Genomic DNA, 17512 nt, shown 5'->3' with positions numbered 1-17512 from the left:
GAACCCTCGCCTTTAGGCAACCACCTAGCCAGGCCGGACTTTGCAGCGGCAATCGTCAAAACAAGGTTAATACAATGCTTACGATCGTGATTAATTCAAGGTTTACATAATCACACGACCATGCTCCGACAAATGAAAAAGGCGGCCAAGCCGCCTCTTTTCAGGATCGATGCCGGAAGGGCAGAGGAGGTTCGCTACATCAGGTCGCCAACCTTGCCAATGCCCATTCCATCAAGGGCGAATCCGGATAGGTCAGCAGCCCGCCAATGCCGAGTGCGATGCCATAGGGAACGCCATTCATCTCGTCGGCGAAATGGCGCAGGACCGGATTGTGACTGGTGTAGGTCGCCAGCGGCGATTTCCGATAGAGGAGAATGGCGAGCGTCAGCAGGCCACCGATGAACGTCGAAGCCACGAGGTAATTGACAAGGTGAATGTTGAGCCCCATCCAGATGGACGTGGCTGCCAAAAGCTTGGCATCGCCGCCGCCCATGCCGCCGAGCGCAAACAGACCGAAAGTCACGGCCAGCACCAGGCCGCCGGCGGCGAAATGCCAGCCATAAGTTGCCCAGTCCATACCCGTCAGTGGCGCAACCACGGCAAAGACGGCCACAAGCAGCACCGGCACCCGATTGGAGATTGTCATCGACAGCGCGTCGGAGATCGCCGCAAAAAGCATGCAAAACGGAAAGACAACGAAGATCAGTGCGTTGAGCATCGGTCTCTCATGGTTGGAAAGGCAACGATGGCTGCAGGTTAGGCGGCTTGGGTTAAGGATTGGTGAGTTCTGCTCATCCGGGTCAAATCCCGAGAAATGTCAGCGCGCTAAGCGGCGCAGCAAGACCAAAGCCAAACGATCTTCAAAAGACAAAAGGGCCGCCAGCGAGGCGGCCCTTCCAGTCTACCCGTCGAAACAGGATGCTAGATCATTACTTACAAGCAGCGTTCGTCGGATCCTTCACGCAATCCGCGATGGTCGTGAACTTGGCGTTCAGGGCATTGCCGAGCTGACCAGCGCCAACCATGATGGCAAGCGCGATGAGAGCGGCGATCAGACCGTATTCGATAGCGGTCGCGCCGGATTCGTCCTTCGCGAAACGTGCGATGAGATTAGACATTCGAGAGCTCCTACTCCACGTGTTACAGCACTTCCGTCAACTTCTGTGGTGGTTGATCGGATGCTGCCAATCTACGGAGAAGCTCTTTCAATCGGCTTAATAAACAGCCTTACCGATTCCTTTCCCGCTTCGAACAGCTTGCGTGGTTAACCGTAAACTAAACGCTGGACAGTAGCTCGCCTGCCCGTGAAGAGCTGTAATTTCACGGCTATCGGCAGGATGCATTGTTACATTAGCTGGCAGCAGGATTGGTGCGAATACCCCGGCGCCGGTCAAGGGTTTAACCGTTGGTTCACCAATCTCCTTCATGTTTCTTTGAACAAGTTTTGCCGCTGTGGAGCGCCTTGATGACTGCCATGAAATCGTCATTCCTGCTTGTCGCGCTTCTCGCCGTCCCGGCTTTTGTGCTGCCGGCCAAGGCCGGAGCCGGCATCGAAGTGACGATGAATCAGGCCAAGATCGTCAAACTGACACGCCCCGCCGACACCATAGTCGTCGGCAATCCGGCGATTGCCGACGCCTCCGTCCAGGATGCATCGACGATCGTACTGACTGGCAAGGGGTTCGGCGTCACCAATCTGGTTGTCCTCGACCACGATGGCAGCCCGATCGTCGACGAGCAGGTGACCGTGGTGCGCCAGGACGCGTCGTCCGTGCGTATCTACAGGCGCGCCTCGGTACAGACCATGTCCTGCACGCCCTATTGCGAAAGCTCGTACAAGAGCGACTCGGAAAAGTCGTCCGAAGCCGAGATGAGCGCTGGGCAGTAAGCGCCTCAGTTGGCTCGATTGTCTCGGGAAAGCCGCGTCGGTTAGCGGCCGGTTAATGTCGCCTGGTCGAATTTAACGGTCATTCAAACCGGAGCTAAATGGGTTCTTGATAGTGGTGCTGACGGTACCGCATCAGGATCGCAGGAACGGGATATGGGCGACGTTTTGGACGAGGATTCAGAACGCGAGATCTGCAAGGCCAAGGCAGGGCGCGTGACGTTTGCCCGTCGTTTCCTTCGTGATCGGCGCGGCAGCACGGCGATAGAATTCGCGATGCTTGCGCTACCGTTTGCGGCTCTCGTCTTCGCCATCCTCGAGAGCTGCGTTTCATTTGCCGGACAGGAGGTGATGGCCAACATCACCGATGATATCGCCCGTCAGTTGCGTACTGGCCAGTTGAGGCAAGCCGATGTGACGGAAGAGAAGCTGAAGGGCTTGGTCTGCGCCAGACTCGAGATCATTGTCGCGAAGGGTTGCCCCGGTTTGCTGGTGGATCTGCGCCCGTTCAAGACCTTTGCCGGGGCAGCCAGTGCGGGTTTCACGATTTCCGGCTCGACCATCACGCTGACGGGCAAGGATCCGGATACAGGCAAGGACCCGGCTTTCGGGACCCCTACAATAGGTCCGGCAGAATCAAAGAACATGCTGCGGGTCTTTTACCCTTGGCCGGTCATGACCGATTTCATGGCTCAATACATGTCGAATATGGATGGCGGCAAGACTCTGCATTACGCGACGACAACGTGGCAAAACGAGCCATTCGACAACTGAAATTGCACGTGTAAGCAAAAGGAAAAGTGCATGTTTCGTGCGGGGGCACATCCGGGGATGTCGGTTAGCTGGAAGAGAGCGGCGCGGTTTTTTTCCGATCGGCGCGGCATAGCGGCCGTCGAGTTTGCCCTCATCGTGCCTGTCTTGCTGATCATGTATTTCATTACGATGGAGGCCTCGCAAGCCATCGAGGCCAGCAAGAAGGTCAGCCGCATCAGCTCCATGGTTGCCGACCTCGTCACGCAGCAAACGTCGGTGGTCAACGCAGATCTCACCGACATCATGAAGATCGGCAACTCCAGCCTTCAGCCTTACAACCGCTCGGTCGCCAATATCTCCATTACGGCAATCGACATCAGAACCGACCCGAACAATCCGATACCGCAAGCAAAGGTGGCGTGGTCCTGGAGCGTGCTGGATGGGAAGACTGGCCGCGACTCCAACCCGACAACTTCCACCACCGTTCCGGCGACGCTCAATGTTGCGGGGACTTTCCTCATTCGTGTCAAAACCACTCTAGCATACCAACCGATCATCTCCTGGTCGGAAGGCTCCGAAAAGCCGCTCGGATTTATCTCGGCCTTCAACGAAGGCAAGATAACGATGAGCGAAACCTACTATCTCAGGCCGCGCCGGACCACGTCGATCCCCTGCAGCGATTGCTGAAGCAGCTCTGGCCCATCCGACCCCGGCTTTATTGCGCGCCGCTGTCGGTGCTGCCCGACACCAGGCGCACGATGGAATCGGCCATCGCATAGTCACTCGCAGCGGCGAGCGTGAACCCTCCCGAATGTTTCGATTCCACGAAATCGTAGACTTCCGGCGACTGCGATCTGAGATTGGTGAGGAAGACGGTCAGTCGGCGTTTGGCTTCGGGGTCGAGATCGCTGCGGACGGCGTGAGGGCCGTATCTGAGCACGCCGGAGGTCCAGATGATCTGGAGCGCGGCTTCTGGAATGCCCGCCGCCTCCAGTCGCGCCGCCGTGCCGTCCGGATCAGCCGGCTGATCGCCAGCAATCGCCGTCCGGTTTTCCGCCGTGGCCCGCTCCCAGCCGAACAAGGCATCGGCCTGGCCATCGACCAGCATCGCTTCTGCGGCGGCAGCCGAGCCGGCATGAGCGAGGAATGGCGCATCCTGGCTGATCTTGATGCCGTCGGCCGCCAGCCCGGCGAGCGGTAGAAGCGAACCGCCGACATTGTCGGAAGGCGCCATGGCGATGCGGTGCGTTTCCAGGGCCGCGAGATCGGAAAGCCTGCCGTCGCGCGTCAAAAGCACGGAGCGGATGCCCGTGGCACCGTCGGCGTCGACCGGCGCCACAAGAGGTTCGACGCAGCCGCAGCGCTCCGAGGCGGTGGCGTAGGCGGTCGCCGAATAGACCGCGTATTGAATCCGGCCATTGGCCTGCGCCTCGATCAGCGCCGCATAGTCATGCGCGACGACGAATTCCACCTTCATGCCGAGCGCCCTGCCGTAGGCGTCAGTCAGCATGGCCAGACCCGGAACCGTGTTGCCGGCGTCCGGCTCGGCAACGATGCCGATGCGAAACGTGCCGATCTGGTCGCGCCAGTCGGCGTGCGCGGCGAGCTGCGAGGCCAGGAGCGCTACAGTGGTCGCTAGTGCACTCCAACCGAGGTCAGCCCGTCTCATCGATCCATGCCCCGCACACCGTTTCCTTGAAGCGCATCGCATGTCTCAAGGATGCGTACACCACGCCTGCCCGACTTCGCGACTATCGCGCCAGGCCGTTGCCGCCTGGTTTACGATTTGCCAATGCCGCGACGGGACCTTATGTCTGGTCAACCAGACTGGCAATGACGGCACCGATGGCACGCGCTTTCCTCTTCGTTCTCGATTCTTTCGGCATTGGCGGCGCCGCCGATGCCGAACGCTATGGCGACGCCGGCTCGAACACATTCGGACATATCGCGCTGGCCTGCGCGGAAGCCCGCGCCGATCGCGAGGGCCTGCGCGAGGGACCGCTGAAGGTGCCCACCATGGTTTCGCTCGGTCTCGGCCGCGCAGCAGAAACCGCAACTGGCTTCCACTTCGACAGCAAAGCCGCTGTTTCAGCCTCCGCTTTCCACGGCGCCGCGCAGGAGATTTCGAGCGGCAAGGATACGCCGTCGGGTCACTGGGAAATCGCCGGTCTGCCCGTGCGGTTCGACTGGGGCTATTTCCCCGATAAGGTGCCCGCCTTCCCTGCCGAACTGACCGAAGCGATGATCCGCGAGGGCAAGGTGCCGGGCATTCTCGGCAACTGCCATGCACCCGGCACCGAAATCATCGAGCGCTTTGGCGAGGAGCATATCCGCACCGGCCAGCCGATCTGCTACACCTCGGTCGATTCCGTCCTGCAGATAGCAGCGCACGAAGTTCATTTCGGCCTGGAGCGGCTCTACGAGTTCTGCAAGACGGTACGCCGGCTGGTCGACCCGCTGAAGATCGGACGGGTGATCGCACGGCCTTTTCTGGGCGAAACATCAGCCACCTTCGAGCGCACCTATAACCGCCATGACTACGCCGTGCCGCCGCCTGAGCCGACGCTGCTCGACCGCTTGACCGGGCGCGGCAGCCGGGTGATCGCGGTCGGCAAGATCGGCGACATCTTCGCCCACCGCGGTATCTCTGAAGTACGCAAGGCGCCCGGCAACATGGCAATGTTCGACAAGGCGCTGGGCGCGATGGACGATGCCGGCGACGGCGACCTGGTGTTCGCCAATTTCGTCGACTTCGACACCGAGTTCGGCCATCGCCGCGACGTCGCCGGCTATGCTGCGGCGCTCGAAGCCTTCGACCGCCGGCTGCCCGAGGCACTGGCAAAGCTGAAGCCGGGCGATCTGCTCATCCTCACCGCCGACCATGGCAACGATCCGACATGGCGTGGCACCGACCACACGCGCGAACGCATCCCGGTCATCGGCACCGCACCAGGTCTCACGGGCGGCGACATCGGGCTCAGGACCACCTTCGCCGATATCGGCGAGACGGTCGCCGAACACCTCAAGCTGGCGCGCGGCCGCCACGGCGCTTCCTTCCATGCGGCGATAGGCGGCCATGCCTGAACTGCCCGAGGTCGAAACGGTCCGGCGCGGGCTGCAGCCGGTTCTGGAAAGCGCGCGGATCGTGCGCGTCGAGGCGCGCCGGCCCGATCTCAGATTTCCGTTTCCGGCGAAATTTGCGCTGCGGCTGACCGGCAAGACCGTCACCGCGCTTGGCCGCCGCGCCAAATATCTCACCATACACCTGGACGGTGGCCCGGTGCTGATCTGCCATCTCGGCATGTCGGGCTCGTTCCGCATCGAGACCGCCGATGACAAAGAGACGCCCGGCACGTTCCATCAAGAGCGCTCGAAGAATGCCAAGCACGACCATGTGGTGTTCCATGTCGTGTCGCCTGTCGGCGTCCAGTCTCGCGTGGTCTTCAACGACCCGCGTCGCTTCGGCTTCATGCTGTTTGCCGAAGGGCTGGCCGACGCGCATCCGATGCTGGCGGGACTGGGCGTCGAGCCGACCGGCAATGCGCTGGAAGGCGCCCTGCTCGCCTCTCTGCTGAAGGGCCGCAGATCGCCGTTAAAGGCGGCGTTGCTCGACCAGAAGCTGATTGCCGGGCTCGGCAATATCTATGTGTCGGAAGCGCTGTGGCGCGCCGGCCTTTCGCCATTGCGCGAGGCAGGCACCATCGCCGGGACCAGCAAGAAGGCCAAGGAACAGAGCGAACGACTGGCCGAGGCAATCCGTTCGGTGATCGCCGATGCGATCGCCGCCGGCGGGTCTTCGCTGCGCGACTATGTGCACACAGACGGGTCGCTGGGCCATTTCCAGCATTCCTTCGCGGTCTACGATCGCGAAGGCGAGCCCTGTCCGACGCCCGGCTGTCGCGGCCACATCGAGCGCATCGTGCAAAGCGGCCGCTCGACCTTTTATTGCCGGACCTGCCAGCGGTAAGCTAGACGGTCCTTCAGTGCCGCAACCAGGAGGCCAGCCCATGAGCTATGAAACCATCGTCGTCGAGACGCGCGGCAAGGTCGGCCTGATCACGCTGAACCGGCCCAAGGCGCTCAACGCGCTGAACGCGCAGGTGCTGGCGGATTTGCTGACGGCGGCAAAGGGGTTCGACGCCGATCCCGGCATCGGCGCCATGGTCATCACCGGCTCGGAGAAAGCCTTTGCTGCGGGCGCCGACATCAAGGAGATGCAGGCCGTCACCTACGCCGAGGCCTATGTGCAGGATTTCTTCGTCGGCTGGGAAGAGTTTACCCGCACCCGCAAGCCGATGATCGCGGCGGTCGCCGGCTATGCACTGGGCGGCGGCTGCGAACTGGCGATGATGTGCGATTTCATCATTGCCGCCGACACGGCGAAATTCGGCCAGCCCGAAATCACGCTCGGCGTCATTCCCGGCATGGGCGGGTCGCAACGGCTGACCCGCTTTGTCGGCAAGTCGAAGGCCATGGACATGTGCCTGACCGGTCGGATGATGGATGCCGCCGAAGCCGAGCGCAGCGGCCTGGCCTCGCGCGTCGTGCCGGCCGGCGAGTTGATCGAGGAGGCGATGAAGGCCGCGGCCAGAATATCAGAGTTTTCACTGCCATCGGTGATGATGGCCAAGGAGGCAGTCAACCGCGCCTACGAGACGGCGCTGGCGGAGGGACTGCGTTTCGAACGCCGGCTGTTCCACTCGCTGTTTGCGCTCGACGACCAGAAGGAAGGGATGGCCGCCTTTGCCGAGAAGCGGAAGCCGAATTTCACCAATCGCTAGAGTGGCGGCGGCGACGACCAAAAAGAAGCCAAAGCGGCGTTGACGCGCCGGAAAAGCTGAACTATAAGCCGCCCCAATCGAGGCGGCCGTTGGCTGCCCGTTTGTTTTTTGCGCCCTGCGGCATCCCGCATGCGCCCACCAGATCAGAAGAGAGGCATCATGGCCAATACCTCCTCGGCCAAAAAGGCAACGCGCAAGATCGCCCGCCGCGCAGCGATCAACAAGAACCGCCGCTCGCGCGTGCGTACATATGTCCGCCAGGTCGAAGAGGCACTGGCTGCCGGCGACAAGGCAGCCGCGCTGGAAGCCTTCAAGACCGCAGAGCCGGAATTGATGCGCGCCGCGACCAAGGGCGTGATCCATAAGAATACGGCATCGCGCAAGGTGTCGCGTCTGGCTCACCGCCTCAAGGTGCTGTCGGCCTGATCGACCGTTCCTGAACTGTCGTTCTTTCAAACCCGGCCAATCGCGCCGGGTTTTTTCGTTTGCCGGCAAGCACTTAAAAAGAACGGCCGCAAAGCACGCCCGAGCCGCATTCCAGAGTCTGGAATGCTTTGCCGGCACATACACTCCCACTGATATTCCAATCCGCCGAAACGGCCCACGCCAATAAATTTGGCTGTCACAAATTGCTGATATTTTTCAACGACTTGCTGGAAGTGATCCACAGCTTGTTCACATCGCCTGTGGGCGATAGGCAGCAAGTTGGTGTCAAGCGAATTATTTCAGAAAATTTCAAACCGCACAGCCATTTTCATATTCGCGGCAAAAGGGTTTGAATCCCAATGGCTTTGTCAAAATATGCGCTTCCAGCACGGAGCCCGAACCGTTGTTCACTAACCAGATTCCTTAAAAATCCGTTAGAGGTGGCCTTGCCCTATCCACAGCGATTTCGGTAATGTCGATCTATCGAAAGGGACGGGCCATTAGCCCTTAACCCAGCCTGAATCGGCCAGCTAACAGTGGCAGAATTCATGACGTGGATCAATTCCGCGAACGGGTATGGCTTGCCTTTTCGATACGATAGGGGACTGGCGTAATTGTACATGGCAGCTTGATGGCGCACCGGCGTTTTCGCCGGGTAGCACCGCTTTGCCCGAACATGTCAGACGGACTGGCCTAAGCAGCCGGGACCGATCCCATTCTGACGAGGCAACGTCATCCGCCGGCGGCGGCGGTGGTGTTGTAGCGAAGATACGGTCGCCGGAAACATGGGTGCAGGAGGCGCACTCCCGGCGGAAAAAGGTACAAAGGAAAAGGGACGCACAATCATGCAGAGCGGCATCGAGCGGGAGCTTACGGGCGACCTGCCATTTCCCGGAACATTGGTCGGAGCGCACGATATGGTGGCTTCCAGCGACGCGGAACAGAAGTTCGACCGGGTCAAGGCCCAGTTGAAGGCGCGCCTGGGAACCGAGGTCTATTCGAGCTGGTTCGGCCGTATGAAGGTGGCTGAGGCTTCCCGGGGCATTGTACGCATCTCGGTGCCCACGGCCTTCCTGCGCTCGTGGATCAATGGCCATTATCTCGATCTCATCGCCGATCTGTGGAAGCACGAGGATCCCGAAATCCTCAAGATCGAGATGGTCGTGCGCACCGCGACCCGTCCTGCCCGCAATGGCGTCGAACCCGAGGCCGTGCCGGCGCGCAAGATGACCAAGCATACGCAGACCGCATTGGCGGCCGGCACGGTCGGCCCCGGCAGGGTGGAGCGGGCGCCCGCCCCTCGTCCCGGCACGCCGATCGAGAGCGAATTCCGGCACAATGTGCTGGGGTCGCCGCTCGACCCGCGCTACACGTTCGGCTCCTTCATCGAAGGCCCGTCGAACCGGGTGGCTTTCGCCGCAGCCAAAGCCGTGGCGGAATCGCAGTCGAGCGCGGTGCGCTTCAACCCGCTGTTCCTTCATGCGACCGTCGGGCTCGGCAAGACGCACCTTTTGCAGGCGATTGCGGCCGAATCCCTGAAACAGAACCCGAAATCGCGCGTCGTCTATCTGACGGCCGAATATTTCATGTGGCGCTTCGCCACCGCGATCCGCGACAACAATGCGCTGACGCTGAAGGAACAGCTGCGCGACATCGACCTCTTGATCATCGACGACATGCAGTTCCTGCAGGGCAAGTCGATCCAGCACGAATTCTGCCATCTCATCAACATGCTGCTCGACAGCGCCAAGCAAGTGGTGGTTGCCGCTGACAGGCCGCCGTCGGAACTGGAATCGCTGGAACCGCGGGTGCGCTCGCGCCTCAATGGCGGTGTCGCGCTGGAAATGTCGGCGCCGGACTTCGCCATGCGCATAGGCATGCTCAAAATTCGGCTTGCCACCGCCAAGGTTGACGATGCATCGCTCAATATTTCGGAGGAGATCCTCAACCATGTCGCCCGCACGGTGACCGGCAGCGGTCGTGAGCTGGAGGGCGCGTTCAACCAACTGCTGTTTCGTCAGTCGTTCGAGCCGGCGATCACCATCGACCGCATCGACGAGATCCTGGGGCACATCTATCGCTCTGGCGAGCCGAAGCGGGTGCGCATCGAGGACATCCAGCGCATCGTGGCGCGCCACTACAATGTGTCGAAGACCGAGTTGCTGTCCAACCGGCGCACGCGCACCATCGTGAAGCCCAGGCAGGTCGCCATGTACCTGTCGAAGGTATTGACGCCGCGCTCGCTGCCGGAGATCGGCCGGCGGTTCGGCGGGCGCGACCACACCACGGTGCTGCATGCGGTGCGCAAGATCGAGGACCTTTCCGGCGTCGACAACACGCTGGCGCAGGAACTGGAACTGTTGCGCAGGCTGATCAACGACCAAGCCTGATCGGCGCGGCAAACGGTCGTCGCACTTTAAATTTTCTTGTTTTGATGCATGTCGTTGTCCCAAAACCGCTGCGCAGTTTTCGGCGACATGCATCGGTTGCCGGCCAACGTCCGCTTTATCCCCAGAAAGCCCGCTTAACCGGCGCGAACCGGTGGCCCGGACTTGCGTTTGCTGGCTTTTTCCTGTCAGTTTGCATAGATTCTGAGCCTGTTCAGACCTTTCGCGGGGCGCCGCCCACTGGTGACCCGTCCATTCATTCAAGCGAGCCTGTTTCGTCATGCGTGTTATCCTGGAACGGTCCAATCTCCTGAAGTCGCTCAACCACGTTCATCGCGTGGTCGAGCGGCGCAATACCATACCGATCCTGTCGAACGTGCTGCTCAGCGCCGAGGGCGCCAGCCTTGAAATGAAAGCCACCGACCTCGACCTCGAAGTGACCGAAGCGACGCCGGCAAAGGTCGAGCGCGGCGGGGCGACGACGGTTCCGGCGCACCTGCTCTACGACATCGTGCGCAAGCTGGCCGACGGCGCCGAAGTGATGCTGAAGACCGACGAGGACGGCAACGCCATGACGGTAACGTCGGGCCGCTCGAGCTTTCGCCTGCAATGCCTGCCGCAGTCCGATTTCCCGGAGCTTTCGGCGGGGTCCTTCTCACACATCTTCCGGCTCGATTCCGTCGCCCTGAGAGGCCTGATCGAAAAGACCCAGTTCGCCATCTCCACCGAAGAGACGCGCTACTATCTCAACGGCATCTACCTGCACACGCATGAAACTGGCGGCAAGCTGAAGCTGCGTTCGGTGGCGACCGACGGTCACCGCCTGGCGCGCGCCGAGATCGACGCTCCGGCCGGGTCCGAAGGCATGCCGGGCATCATCATTCCGCGCAAGACGGTCAGCGAATTGCAGAAGCTGGTCGACGATCCCGATGTCGCGGTGACCACCGAATTGTCCGACACCAAGATCCGCTTCACCATCGGCAGCGTGGTTCTGACCTCGAAGCTGATCGACGGCACTTTCCCGGACTACCAGCGCGTCATTCCGACCGGCAACGACAAGAAGCTGATCATCGACCGCCAGAGCTTCGCCGCCGCCGTCGATCGCGTCTCGACCATTTCCTCCGAGCGCGGCCGCGCGGTGAAGCTTTCGATCACCGAAGGCCAGGTGACGCTTGCCGTCAACAATCCGGATTCGGGCAGCGCCACCGAGGAACTGGCCGCTGATTACTCCTCAGACCCGATCGAGATCGGCTTCAACGCCAAATATCTGCTCGACGTCGCTGCTCAACTGACCGGCACGGAAGCCAAGTTCATGCTGGCCGATGCCGGTTCGCCGACGCTGATCCACGACATGGCCGATGAGACCGCGCTCTACGTGCTGATGCCGATGCGGGTGTAGCAGCCGCACTGCGGCACACTGCAGCATAATTGATTGCGGCAACTTCTACAGGCGGATAGCGGTTGCCGGAACAAAATCACATAAGTAAGCTCACACTTACGAATTTCCGCAATTATGCGGCGTTGTCGATCGGCTTTTCACCCGGCGCGGTGGTGTTTTCCGGCGACAATGGCGCCGGCAAGACCAATCTCCTGGAAGCCATCTCGCTGCTGACGCCTGGCCGCGGCCTGCGCCGGGCGCCCTATGTCGACGTGGCCCGCGAAGGCGGCGATGGCGGCTTTGCGCTGCACGCAAGGCTCGACGGGCCGGAGGGGCAGGTCGAGATCGGCACCGGCATCACCGGGGGTGAAGCGGCCGGCGAGGGCGGTCGCAAGGTGCGCATCAATGGCGCGCCGGCACGGTCGGCCGACGCCATGCTGGAATGGCTGCGCGTGGTCTGGCTGACGCCGGCCATGGACGGGCTGTTCCCGGGGCCTGCCGCGGACCGGCGGCGCTTTCTCGACAGGCTGGTGCTTGCGATCGATCCCGGCCACGGCCAGCGCGCGCTCGACTATGAGAAGGCGATGCGCGGACGTAACCGATTGCTTACGGAAGGTTCGCGAGACGGCGCATGGTTCGACGCCATCGAGATGCGAATGGTCGAAACCGGCGTGGCGATTGCCGCGGCGCGCGCCGAGCTGGTGCGCCTGCTGGCCGCCATGATCGACAGGTTGCCGTCCAGCGGGCCGTTTCCGCAAGCCGACATCAGCCTCTTCGGCGACCTTGAAAGCCATGTCGCCTCAGCACCCGCTGCGGATGTCGAGCAACGCTATCGCGACGCCCTTGCCGACGGCCGCGAGCGCGACCGCGCCGCCGGACGCACGCTCGACGGCCCGCACCGTTCGGATCTACTGGTGCGCCACCGCCCCAAGGCGATGCCGGCCGAACTCTGCTCGACCGGAGAGCAGAAGGCGCTGCTGGTCGGCATCGTGTTGTCGCACGCAAGGCTGACCGGCGAGATGTCGGGGATGACGCCGATCCTGTTGCTCGACGAGATTGCCGCGCATCTCGATGCCGGCCGGCGCGCCGCGCTGTTCTCGATCCTGGAGGAGCTGAACTGCCAGGCCTTCATGACCGGAACCGACGCCGCGCTGTTTTCCAGCCTGAGGGGACGCGCGCAGTTCCTCACCGTCGACCACGGCACGGTTGGGCCAACCGAAGAGACCTGACAAGGTTTTTGCTCCGCTATATGGTCGGGCAATGACCCCTGCCGCCCTCACCGACGAAGAACTCGAACGCTATGCCCGCCACATCGTGCTGCCTGAGATCGGCGGCGCCGGCCAGCAGAGGCTGAAGCGGGCGCGAGTGCTGGTGATCGGCGCCGGCGGCCTCGGCGCGCCGGTGCTGGAATATCTCGCTGCCGCAGGCGTCGGCACGCTTGGCATCGTCGACGACGATATTGTCTCGCTGTCCAATCTGCAGCGGCAAGTGATCCACGCCACCGATACGGTCGGAACGGCGAAGACCGAGAGCGCCAAAGCAGCGATCGCCCGGATCAATCCCCATGTCGCGGTGGAATTGCACGATTTCAGGCTGACGGCCGACAATGCTGCCGTTCTCGTGGCGCGCTACGACGTGGTCGTCGACGGCTCCGACAATTTCGAGACGCGCTATGTGGTGGCGGATGCCTGCGCGGCGGAAAAGCGGCCGCTCGTGCATGCCGCCGTCGGCCGCTTCGACGGCTCGGTTACGGTGTTGATGCCGTTCGGCACCGGCACCGACGGCAGACCGAACCCTGGATATCGCGACCTCTTTCCCGAAGCGCCGCCAGAGGGGCTGGTGCCATCCTGCGCGGTGGCCGGGGTCGTCGGTGCGCTGACCGGCGTCGTCGGCACGCTGCAGGCGATGGAAACGATCAAGCTGATCACCGGCATCGGCGAACCGCTGGTCGGCCGGCTGCTGCTCTACGATGCGCTGTCGGCGCGCTTCGACACGATCCGCTACAAGAGAAGCTGACCGCATGGATCAGCCTGCCAGTGTTTTGGTCACGCAGCTCGCCCCCGGCTTCGACCGCTGGGACGAACTGCTCAGCCTGATCATGCGCGCCTTTGCACCGATGGACGGCGTCATCGACCCGCCCTCCTCGGCACATCTGCTGAACGCCGGAAACCTCAGGGACAAGGCTGGCCGCGAGACCGTGTTGCTGGCCCTGCAGGATGACAGGATCGCCGGCTGCGTTTTCGCGCTGGAGAGAGCCGATGATTTCTACATCGGCAAGCTCGCCGTCGAACCTGAGCTTCAAGGGCAAGGCATCGGCAGGCGGCTGATGCAGGCTGTCGAATTTCTCGCCCGCAGCCGGAACAAACCGGCCATCGAACTGCAGACGCGAATCGAACTGACCGTAAATCATGCAACCTTTGCCGGTCTCGGCTTTCGCGAGACTGAACGCACCGCGCATGACGGCTATGACCGGCCGACCTCGATCACCATGCGCAAGGAGTTCGCGTGAGCCTCGCCCTCAGCGCACAGGAGCAGACAATCGCCTCCGGCCATGACGGGGCGGCGATGGCGATGCGCATCGTTGCCGAAAGCGCTGCGCTGCTCGGCGCGCCGCGACTGATCCCGATCGCCTCGACGCATATAGACGGCGCGCTCTATCACGGCGATTCCGGCACGCTGTTTGCCGAAAGGCTGGTCGATGGCGGCGCCAGGGTCGCGGTGCGCTCGACGCTCAATGTCGGCGCGCTCGATCTGATGGGCTGCTCGCGCGTGCGCCTCGAAGAGCCGGCGCGCGGCATGGCGCGACGAATGATGGAGGCCTACCGCAAACTTGGCTGCGAGCAGAGCTGGACCTGCGCGCCCTATCAAGCCGGCCACAGGCCAGCGCTTGGCAGCGATGTCGCCTGGGGCGAATCCAACGCGGTGGTGTTCTGCAATTCGGTGCTGGGGGCACGCACCAACCGCTATGGCGACTTCCTCGACATCGCCTGCGCCATATCGGGGCGCGCGCCGGATTACGGCCTGCATCGCCCCGAGAACCGGCAGGCACGGCTGGTGTTCGATGTGTCCGGCCTCTCCGCCTCGTTCCTTGGCTCCGAGATCGCCTGGCCGGTGCTAGGCAGCCTCTACGGCCGCGAGGTCGGCAACGCGGTCGGCGTCGTCACCGGCACATCCAGCCATCCCGGCGAGGACGCGCTGAAAGCCTTCGGCGCCGCGGCGGCATCGTCGGGCGCCGTCGGCCTGTTCCATATCGCCGGGGTAACGCCCGAAGCGCCCGACGCCGAGACCATCCTGGCCGGCGGCAGGCCGGAAACGGTGATCCGCGTGACGCCGGAAATGGCCGCCAAAGCCCGCGCAGGCCTGTCCACGGCAGCCACGCAAACCGCCATCGATGCGGTGGCGATCGGCAGTCCGCATCTGTCGTCGGCCGAATTCGATGCACTGGAACGGCTGATTGGCGGGCGGCAGCTCAGCGTGCCGATTTACGCCTGCACCGGCCGGCACGTGCTCACCGGGCTGGAACAGAACGGCCAGCGCAAGACGCTCGAGGCCAGCGGTGTCGTCATCGTCGCCGATACCTGCGTGGTGGTGACGCCAATCCTGCCGGCGTTGGCCGGCGGCGTGCTGATGACCAATTCGGGAAAATTCGCGCAATATGCCCCGGGCAATACCGGCTACGCCGTGCTTTACTGTTCGCTGGCCGACTGCGTCGAAAGCGCCGTCACGGGTAAGCCGCGATTTACGGATATCGCCGCATGAGCGCCGCAGCCGAAATTCTGGTGCCTGGCAGTGGCGGCGAAGGCGCAGCCCTGGTGTTGACCGCGCCGATCAGCTTCTGGGGCGGCGTCGATCCGAAGAGCGGCCGCATCGCCGATGTCCGTCACCCGCAGCATGGCGAAACCATTTCCGGGCGCGTGCTGTTCCTGCCCGGCACGATCGGCTCGTCCTCAGCGTCAGCCGTGCTGATGGAACTCGTCCACAATGGCCATGCGCCGACGGCACTCGTGCTGCACGAGCCGGACGCGATCCTGCTGCTTGGCTTGATTGTGGCCAGGGAAATGGGCTGGCCGACGCCGGTAGCGCTCAGGCTCAGGCGCGACGCTTTTGAGGCCTATCGCGGCAAGCGTGTGAGTGTCGCGGCGGATGGCGCCCTCACAACCGCATCCTGAACGCGGCCCGCTTCAAGTCCGTAGCGGCAGCACGCGGTCCGGCGGCCGGTGGCCGTCGAAGAAGGCGCGGATGTTGATGATCACCTTCTCGCCCATGTCGATGCGGCCCTCGATCGTCGCAGAACCCATATGCGGCAAAAGCACGACTTTGTTCTTGGCGGCAAGCTTCAGCAGTTTCGAGTTCAGCGCCGGTTCGTGCTCGTAGACGTCGAGGCCGGCGCCGGCGATCTTGCCGTCCTGGATCAGCTTGACCAGCGCTTCCTCGTCGATGATGTCGCCGCGCGCGGTGTTGACCACATAGGCGGTGGGCTGAAGCAGAGCTAGGCGCCGCGCCGAAAGCAGATGAAAGGTCGCCGGCGTCGACGGGCAGTTGATCGAGATGATGTCCATGCGGGCAAGCATCTGGTCGAGGCTTTCCCAATAGGTCGCCTCCAGCCCTTCCTCGACCGCCGGCAGCACGCGATGGCGGTTATGGTAGTGGATCGACAGGCCGAAAGCCTTGGCGCGCCTCGCAACCGCAGTGCCGATGCGGCCCATGCCGACGATACCGAGGCGCTTGCCCCAGATGCGCCGGCCGAGCATCCAGGTCGGCGACCAACCGGCCCATTTCTTGTCGCTGGTGAGCACATTGGCGCCTTCGGCCAGCCGCCGCGGCCCGGCCAGCATCAGCGCCATGGTCATGTCGGCCGTATCTTCGGTCAGCACGTTCGGCGTGTTGGTGACGGTAATGCCTTTCTTGGCCGCCGCCGCCACATCGATCTTGTCGACGCCATTGCCGAAATTGGCGATCAGCTTGAGATTGTCGCCGGCCTGGGCAATCAGCGCCGCATCGATCTGGTCGGTGATGGTCGGCACCAGCACATCGGCTTCCTTGATCGCCGCGACCAGCTCCGGCTGCGTCATCGGGCGGTCCTCGACATTCAGCCTGGCGTCGAAGAGTTCGCGCATGCGGGTCTCGACCGGATCGGGCAGCTTGCGCGTGATGACGACGAGAGGCCGTTTTTTGCCTGCCATTGTTTCCTCGAACCCGATCTCGTTGAGACCTCTTTAACCAAGACAGGCGAAACTGAATACCGGTCGCGGTGCCTGCCACTCCTGTAACAAGCGGTGCCGCCGAAGACAAAGAAAAAGGGGCGCCCGGGCCAAAGGGCACGCGCCGAAAGGAATGAAAGTGTCTGGTTTCGCGTCGCTTCGCCTGATCCTCAGCGCAGCGCTTCTCGGCGCTCTCCTGCATTTCCCGCAAGCCGCGGCGCAAGGTGCCGCCGCACCTGTGCAGACGGTCACGCTCGGGCCGAGCGGCCTGCCGCTGCCGCGTTTCGTCAGCCTGAAATCGGCTCGCGTCAACTCGCGCGTTGGGCCCGGCGCCAACTATTCCGTCGACTGGATGTACACAAAGGCCGGCCTGCCTATGGAGATCATCCAGGAATTCGATACCTGGCGGCGCGTGCGCGATGCCGATGGCTCGGAGGGTTGGATCAACCAGTCGCTGCTGTCGGGCCGCCGGACCGCGATCGTCGCCCCCTGGCAGCGCACCAAGGGGGGCCGAATCAATCTGCTCGACGATGCCGACAAGGACGCCAGCGTCATCGCCATCATCGAGCCGGGCGTTACGGGCACGATCAAAACCTGCGATGGCCAGTGGTGCGAAATGACCTTCGACGGCCACACCGGCTGGATCGCCCAGTCGCAGGTGTGGGGCGCCTATCCCGGCGAGCACGTCAAGAATTGAGATT

At 62.7% G+C, this 17512-nt stretch carries 20 protein-coding genes; 15 read left to right on the top strand and 5 right to left on the bottom strand.

What is annotated here, in order from left to right:
• Positions 1–199 precede the first annotated feature (199 nt).
• Positions 200–718, bottom strand: coding sequence for an A24 family peptidase (locus NKI37_RS28970; protein WP_023688722.1), 519 nt, complete (start codon positions 716–718; stop codon positions 200–202).
• 211 nt (positions 719–929) lie between these two features.
• Positions 930–1118, bottom strand: coding sequence for a Flp family type IVb pilin (locus tag NKI37_RS28965; RefSeq protein ID WP_023688723.1), 189 nt, complete (start codon positions 1116–1118; stop codon positions 930–932).
• 347 nt (positions 1119–1465) lie between these two features.
• Here NKI37_RS28965 and NKI37_RS28960 point away from each other — a divergent pair, with 347 nt between their 5' ends.
• The 3 genes from NKI37_RS28960 to NKI37_RS28950 all read left to right on the top strand — a co-directional run bounded on the left by NKI37_RS28960 (position 1466) and on the right by NKI37_RS28950 (position 3325).
• Entirely contained in the window at positions 1466–1888 is a 423-nt protein-coding gene (locus tag NKI37_RS28960) for a pilus assembly protein N-terminal domain-containing protein (protein ID WP_023681988.1), read from the top strand.
• A 153-nt stretch (positions 1889–2041) separates the two neighbouring features.
• Complete coding sequence (locus tag NKI37_RS28955; protein ID WP_050587055.1) at positions 2042–2659, top strand: TadE/TadG family type IV pilus assembly protein; 618 nt, start codon at positions 2042–2044, stop codon at positions 2657–2659.
• A gap of 57 nt (positions 2660–2716) precedes the next feature.
• Complete coding sequence (locus tag NKI37_RS28950; protein ID WP_352444009.1) at positions 2717–3325, top strand: TadE/TadG family type IV pilus assembly protein; 609 nt, start codon at positions 2717–2719, stop codon at positions 3323–3325.
• A 28-nt stretch (positions 3326–3353) separates the two neighbouring features.
• Here NKI37_RS28950 and NKI37_RS28945 read toward each other — a convergent pair whose 3' ends face one another.
• Entirely contained in the window at positions 3354–4307 is a 954-nt protein-coding gene (locus NKI37_RS28945) for a PhnD/SsuA/transferrin family substrate-binding protein (RefSeq protein ID WP_023736143.1), read from the bottom strand.
• Between the two features lie 176 nt (positions 4308–4483).
• On the opposite strand from NKI37_RS28945, the gene NKI37_RS28940 reads away from it, so the two are divergent.
• The 4 genes from NKI37_RS28940 (at position 4484) to rpsT (ending at position 7845) form a co-directional block, all read left to right on the top strand.
• Entirely contained in the window at positions 4484–5722 is a 1239-nt protein-coding gene (locus NKI37_RS28940; RefSeq protein ID WP_352790481.1) for a phosphopentomutase, read from the top strand.
• Entirely contained in the window at positions 5715–6605 is an 891-nt protein-coding gene (mutM, locus tag NKI37_RS28935; RefSeq protein ID WP_352790479.1) for a bifunctional DNA-formamidopyrimidine glycosylase/DNA-(apurinic or apyrimidinic site) lyase, read from the top strand. Before NKI37_RS28940 ends, mutM begins: the two co-directional genes overlap by 8 nt.
• Before the next feature lie 40 nt (positions 6606–6645).
• Positions 6646–7419, top strand: coding sequence for an enoyl-CoA hydratase (locus tag NKI37_RS28930; protein ID WP_352790477.1), 774 nt, complete (start codon positions 6646–6648; stop codon positions 7417–7419).
• A gap of 159 nt (positions 7420–7578) precedes the next feature.
• Complete coding sequence (rpsT, locus tag NKI37_RS28925; protein WP_023681995.1) at positions 7579–7845, top strand: 30S ribosomal protein S20; 267 nt, start codon at positions 7579–7581, stop codon at positions 7843–7845.
• Between the two features lie 26 nt (positions 7846–7871).
• On the opposite strand, the gene NKI37_RS28920 is transcribed toward rpsT, so the two are convergent.
• Positions 7872–8087, bottom strand: a complete 216-nt coding sequence (locus NKI37_RS28920; protein ID WP_156940638.1) for a hypothetical protein — start codon at positions 8085–8087, stop codon at positions 7872–7874.
• 603 nt (positions 8088–8690) lie between these two features.
• Between NKI37_RS28920 and dnaA the strand changes: the two genes are divergently transcribed.
• The 7 genes from dnaA (at position 8691) to NKI37_RS28885 (ending at position 15779) form a co-directional block, all read left to right on the top strand.
• On the top strand, positions 8691–10235 hold the full coding sequence (dnaA, locus tag NKI37_RS28915) for a chromosomal replication initiator protein DnaA (RefSeq protein ID WP_352790475.1): 1545 nt from the start codon (positions 8691–8693) through the stop codon (positions 10233–10235).
• Positions 10236–10512: 277 nt separating this feature from the next.
• Positions 10513–11631, top strand: a complete 1119-nt coding sequence (gene dnaN / locus NKI37_RS28910; protein WP_023669575.1) for a DNA polymerase III subunit beta — start codon at positions 10513–10515, stop codon at positions 11629–11631.
• Between the two features lie 62 nt (positions 11632–11693).
• A complete protein-coding gene (gene recF / locus NKI37_RS28905; protein ID WP_352794625.1) occupies positions 11694–12839 on the top strand; it encodes a DNA replication/repair protein RecF in 1146 nt (381 codons plus the stop codon).
• A gap of 31 nt (positions 12840–12870) precedes the next feature.
• Positions 12871–13626 (top strand): molybdopterin-synthase adenylyltransferase MoeB, encoded by a 756-nt coding sequence (locus tag NKI37_RS28900; RefSeq protein WP_023703473.1) that lies wholly within the window; start codon positions 12871–12873, stop codon positions 13624–13626.
• A gap of 4 nt (positions 13627–13630) precedes the next feature.
• A complete protein-coding gene (locus NKI37_RS28895) occupies positions 13631–14119 on the top strand; it encodes a GNAT family N-acetyltransferase (RefSeq protein ID WP_352623919.1) in 489 nt (162 codons plus the stop codon).
• A complete protein-coding gene (locus NKI37_RS28890) occupies positions 14116–15369 on the top strand; it encodes an aconitase X (protein WP_352790471.1) in 1254 nt (417 codons plus the stop codon). Before NKI37_RS28895 ends, NKI37_RS28890 begins: the two co-directional genes overlap by 4 nt.
• Positions 15366–15779, top strand: a complete 414-nt coding sequence (locus NKI37_RS28885) for an aconitase X swivel domain-containing protein (RefSeq protein WP_023828448.1) — start codon at positions 15366–15368, stop codon at positions 15777–15779. Before NKI37_RS28890 ends, NKI37_RS28885 begins: the two co-directional genes overlap by 4 nt.
• A 12-nt stretch (positions 15780–15791) precedes the next feature.
• Here NKI37_RS28885 and NKI37_RS28880 read toward each other — a convergent pair whose 3' ends face one another.
• A complete protein-coding gene (locus NKI37_RS28880) occupies positions 15792–16793 on the bottom strand; it encodes a 2-hydroxyacid dehydrogenase (RefSeq protein ID WP_023703476.1) in 1002 nt (333 codons plus the stop codon).
• A 157-nt stretch (positions 16794–16950) separates the two neighbouring features.
• On the opposite strand from NKI37_RS28880, the gene NKI37_RS28875 reads away from it, so the two are divergent.
• Entirely contained in the window at positions 16951–17508 is a 558-nt protein-coding gene (locus NKI37_RS28875) for an SH3 domain-containing protein (RefSeq protein WP_023703477.1), read from the top strand.
• Positions 17509–17512: the final 4 nt, after the last annotated feature.

Source organism: Mesorhizobium sp. M0626, assembly GCF_040320665.1.
Lineage (GTDB): Bacteria > Pseudomonadota > Alphaproteobacteria > Rhizobiales > Rhizobiaceae > Mesorhizobium.
Note: the sequence above shows the minus strand (reverse complement) of the source record. Positions and strands in the feature narration are given on the sequence as shown.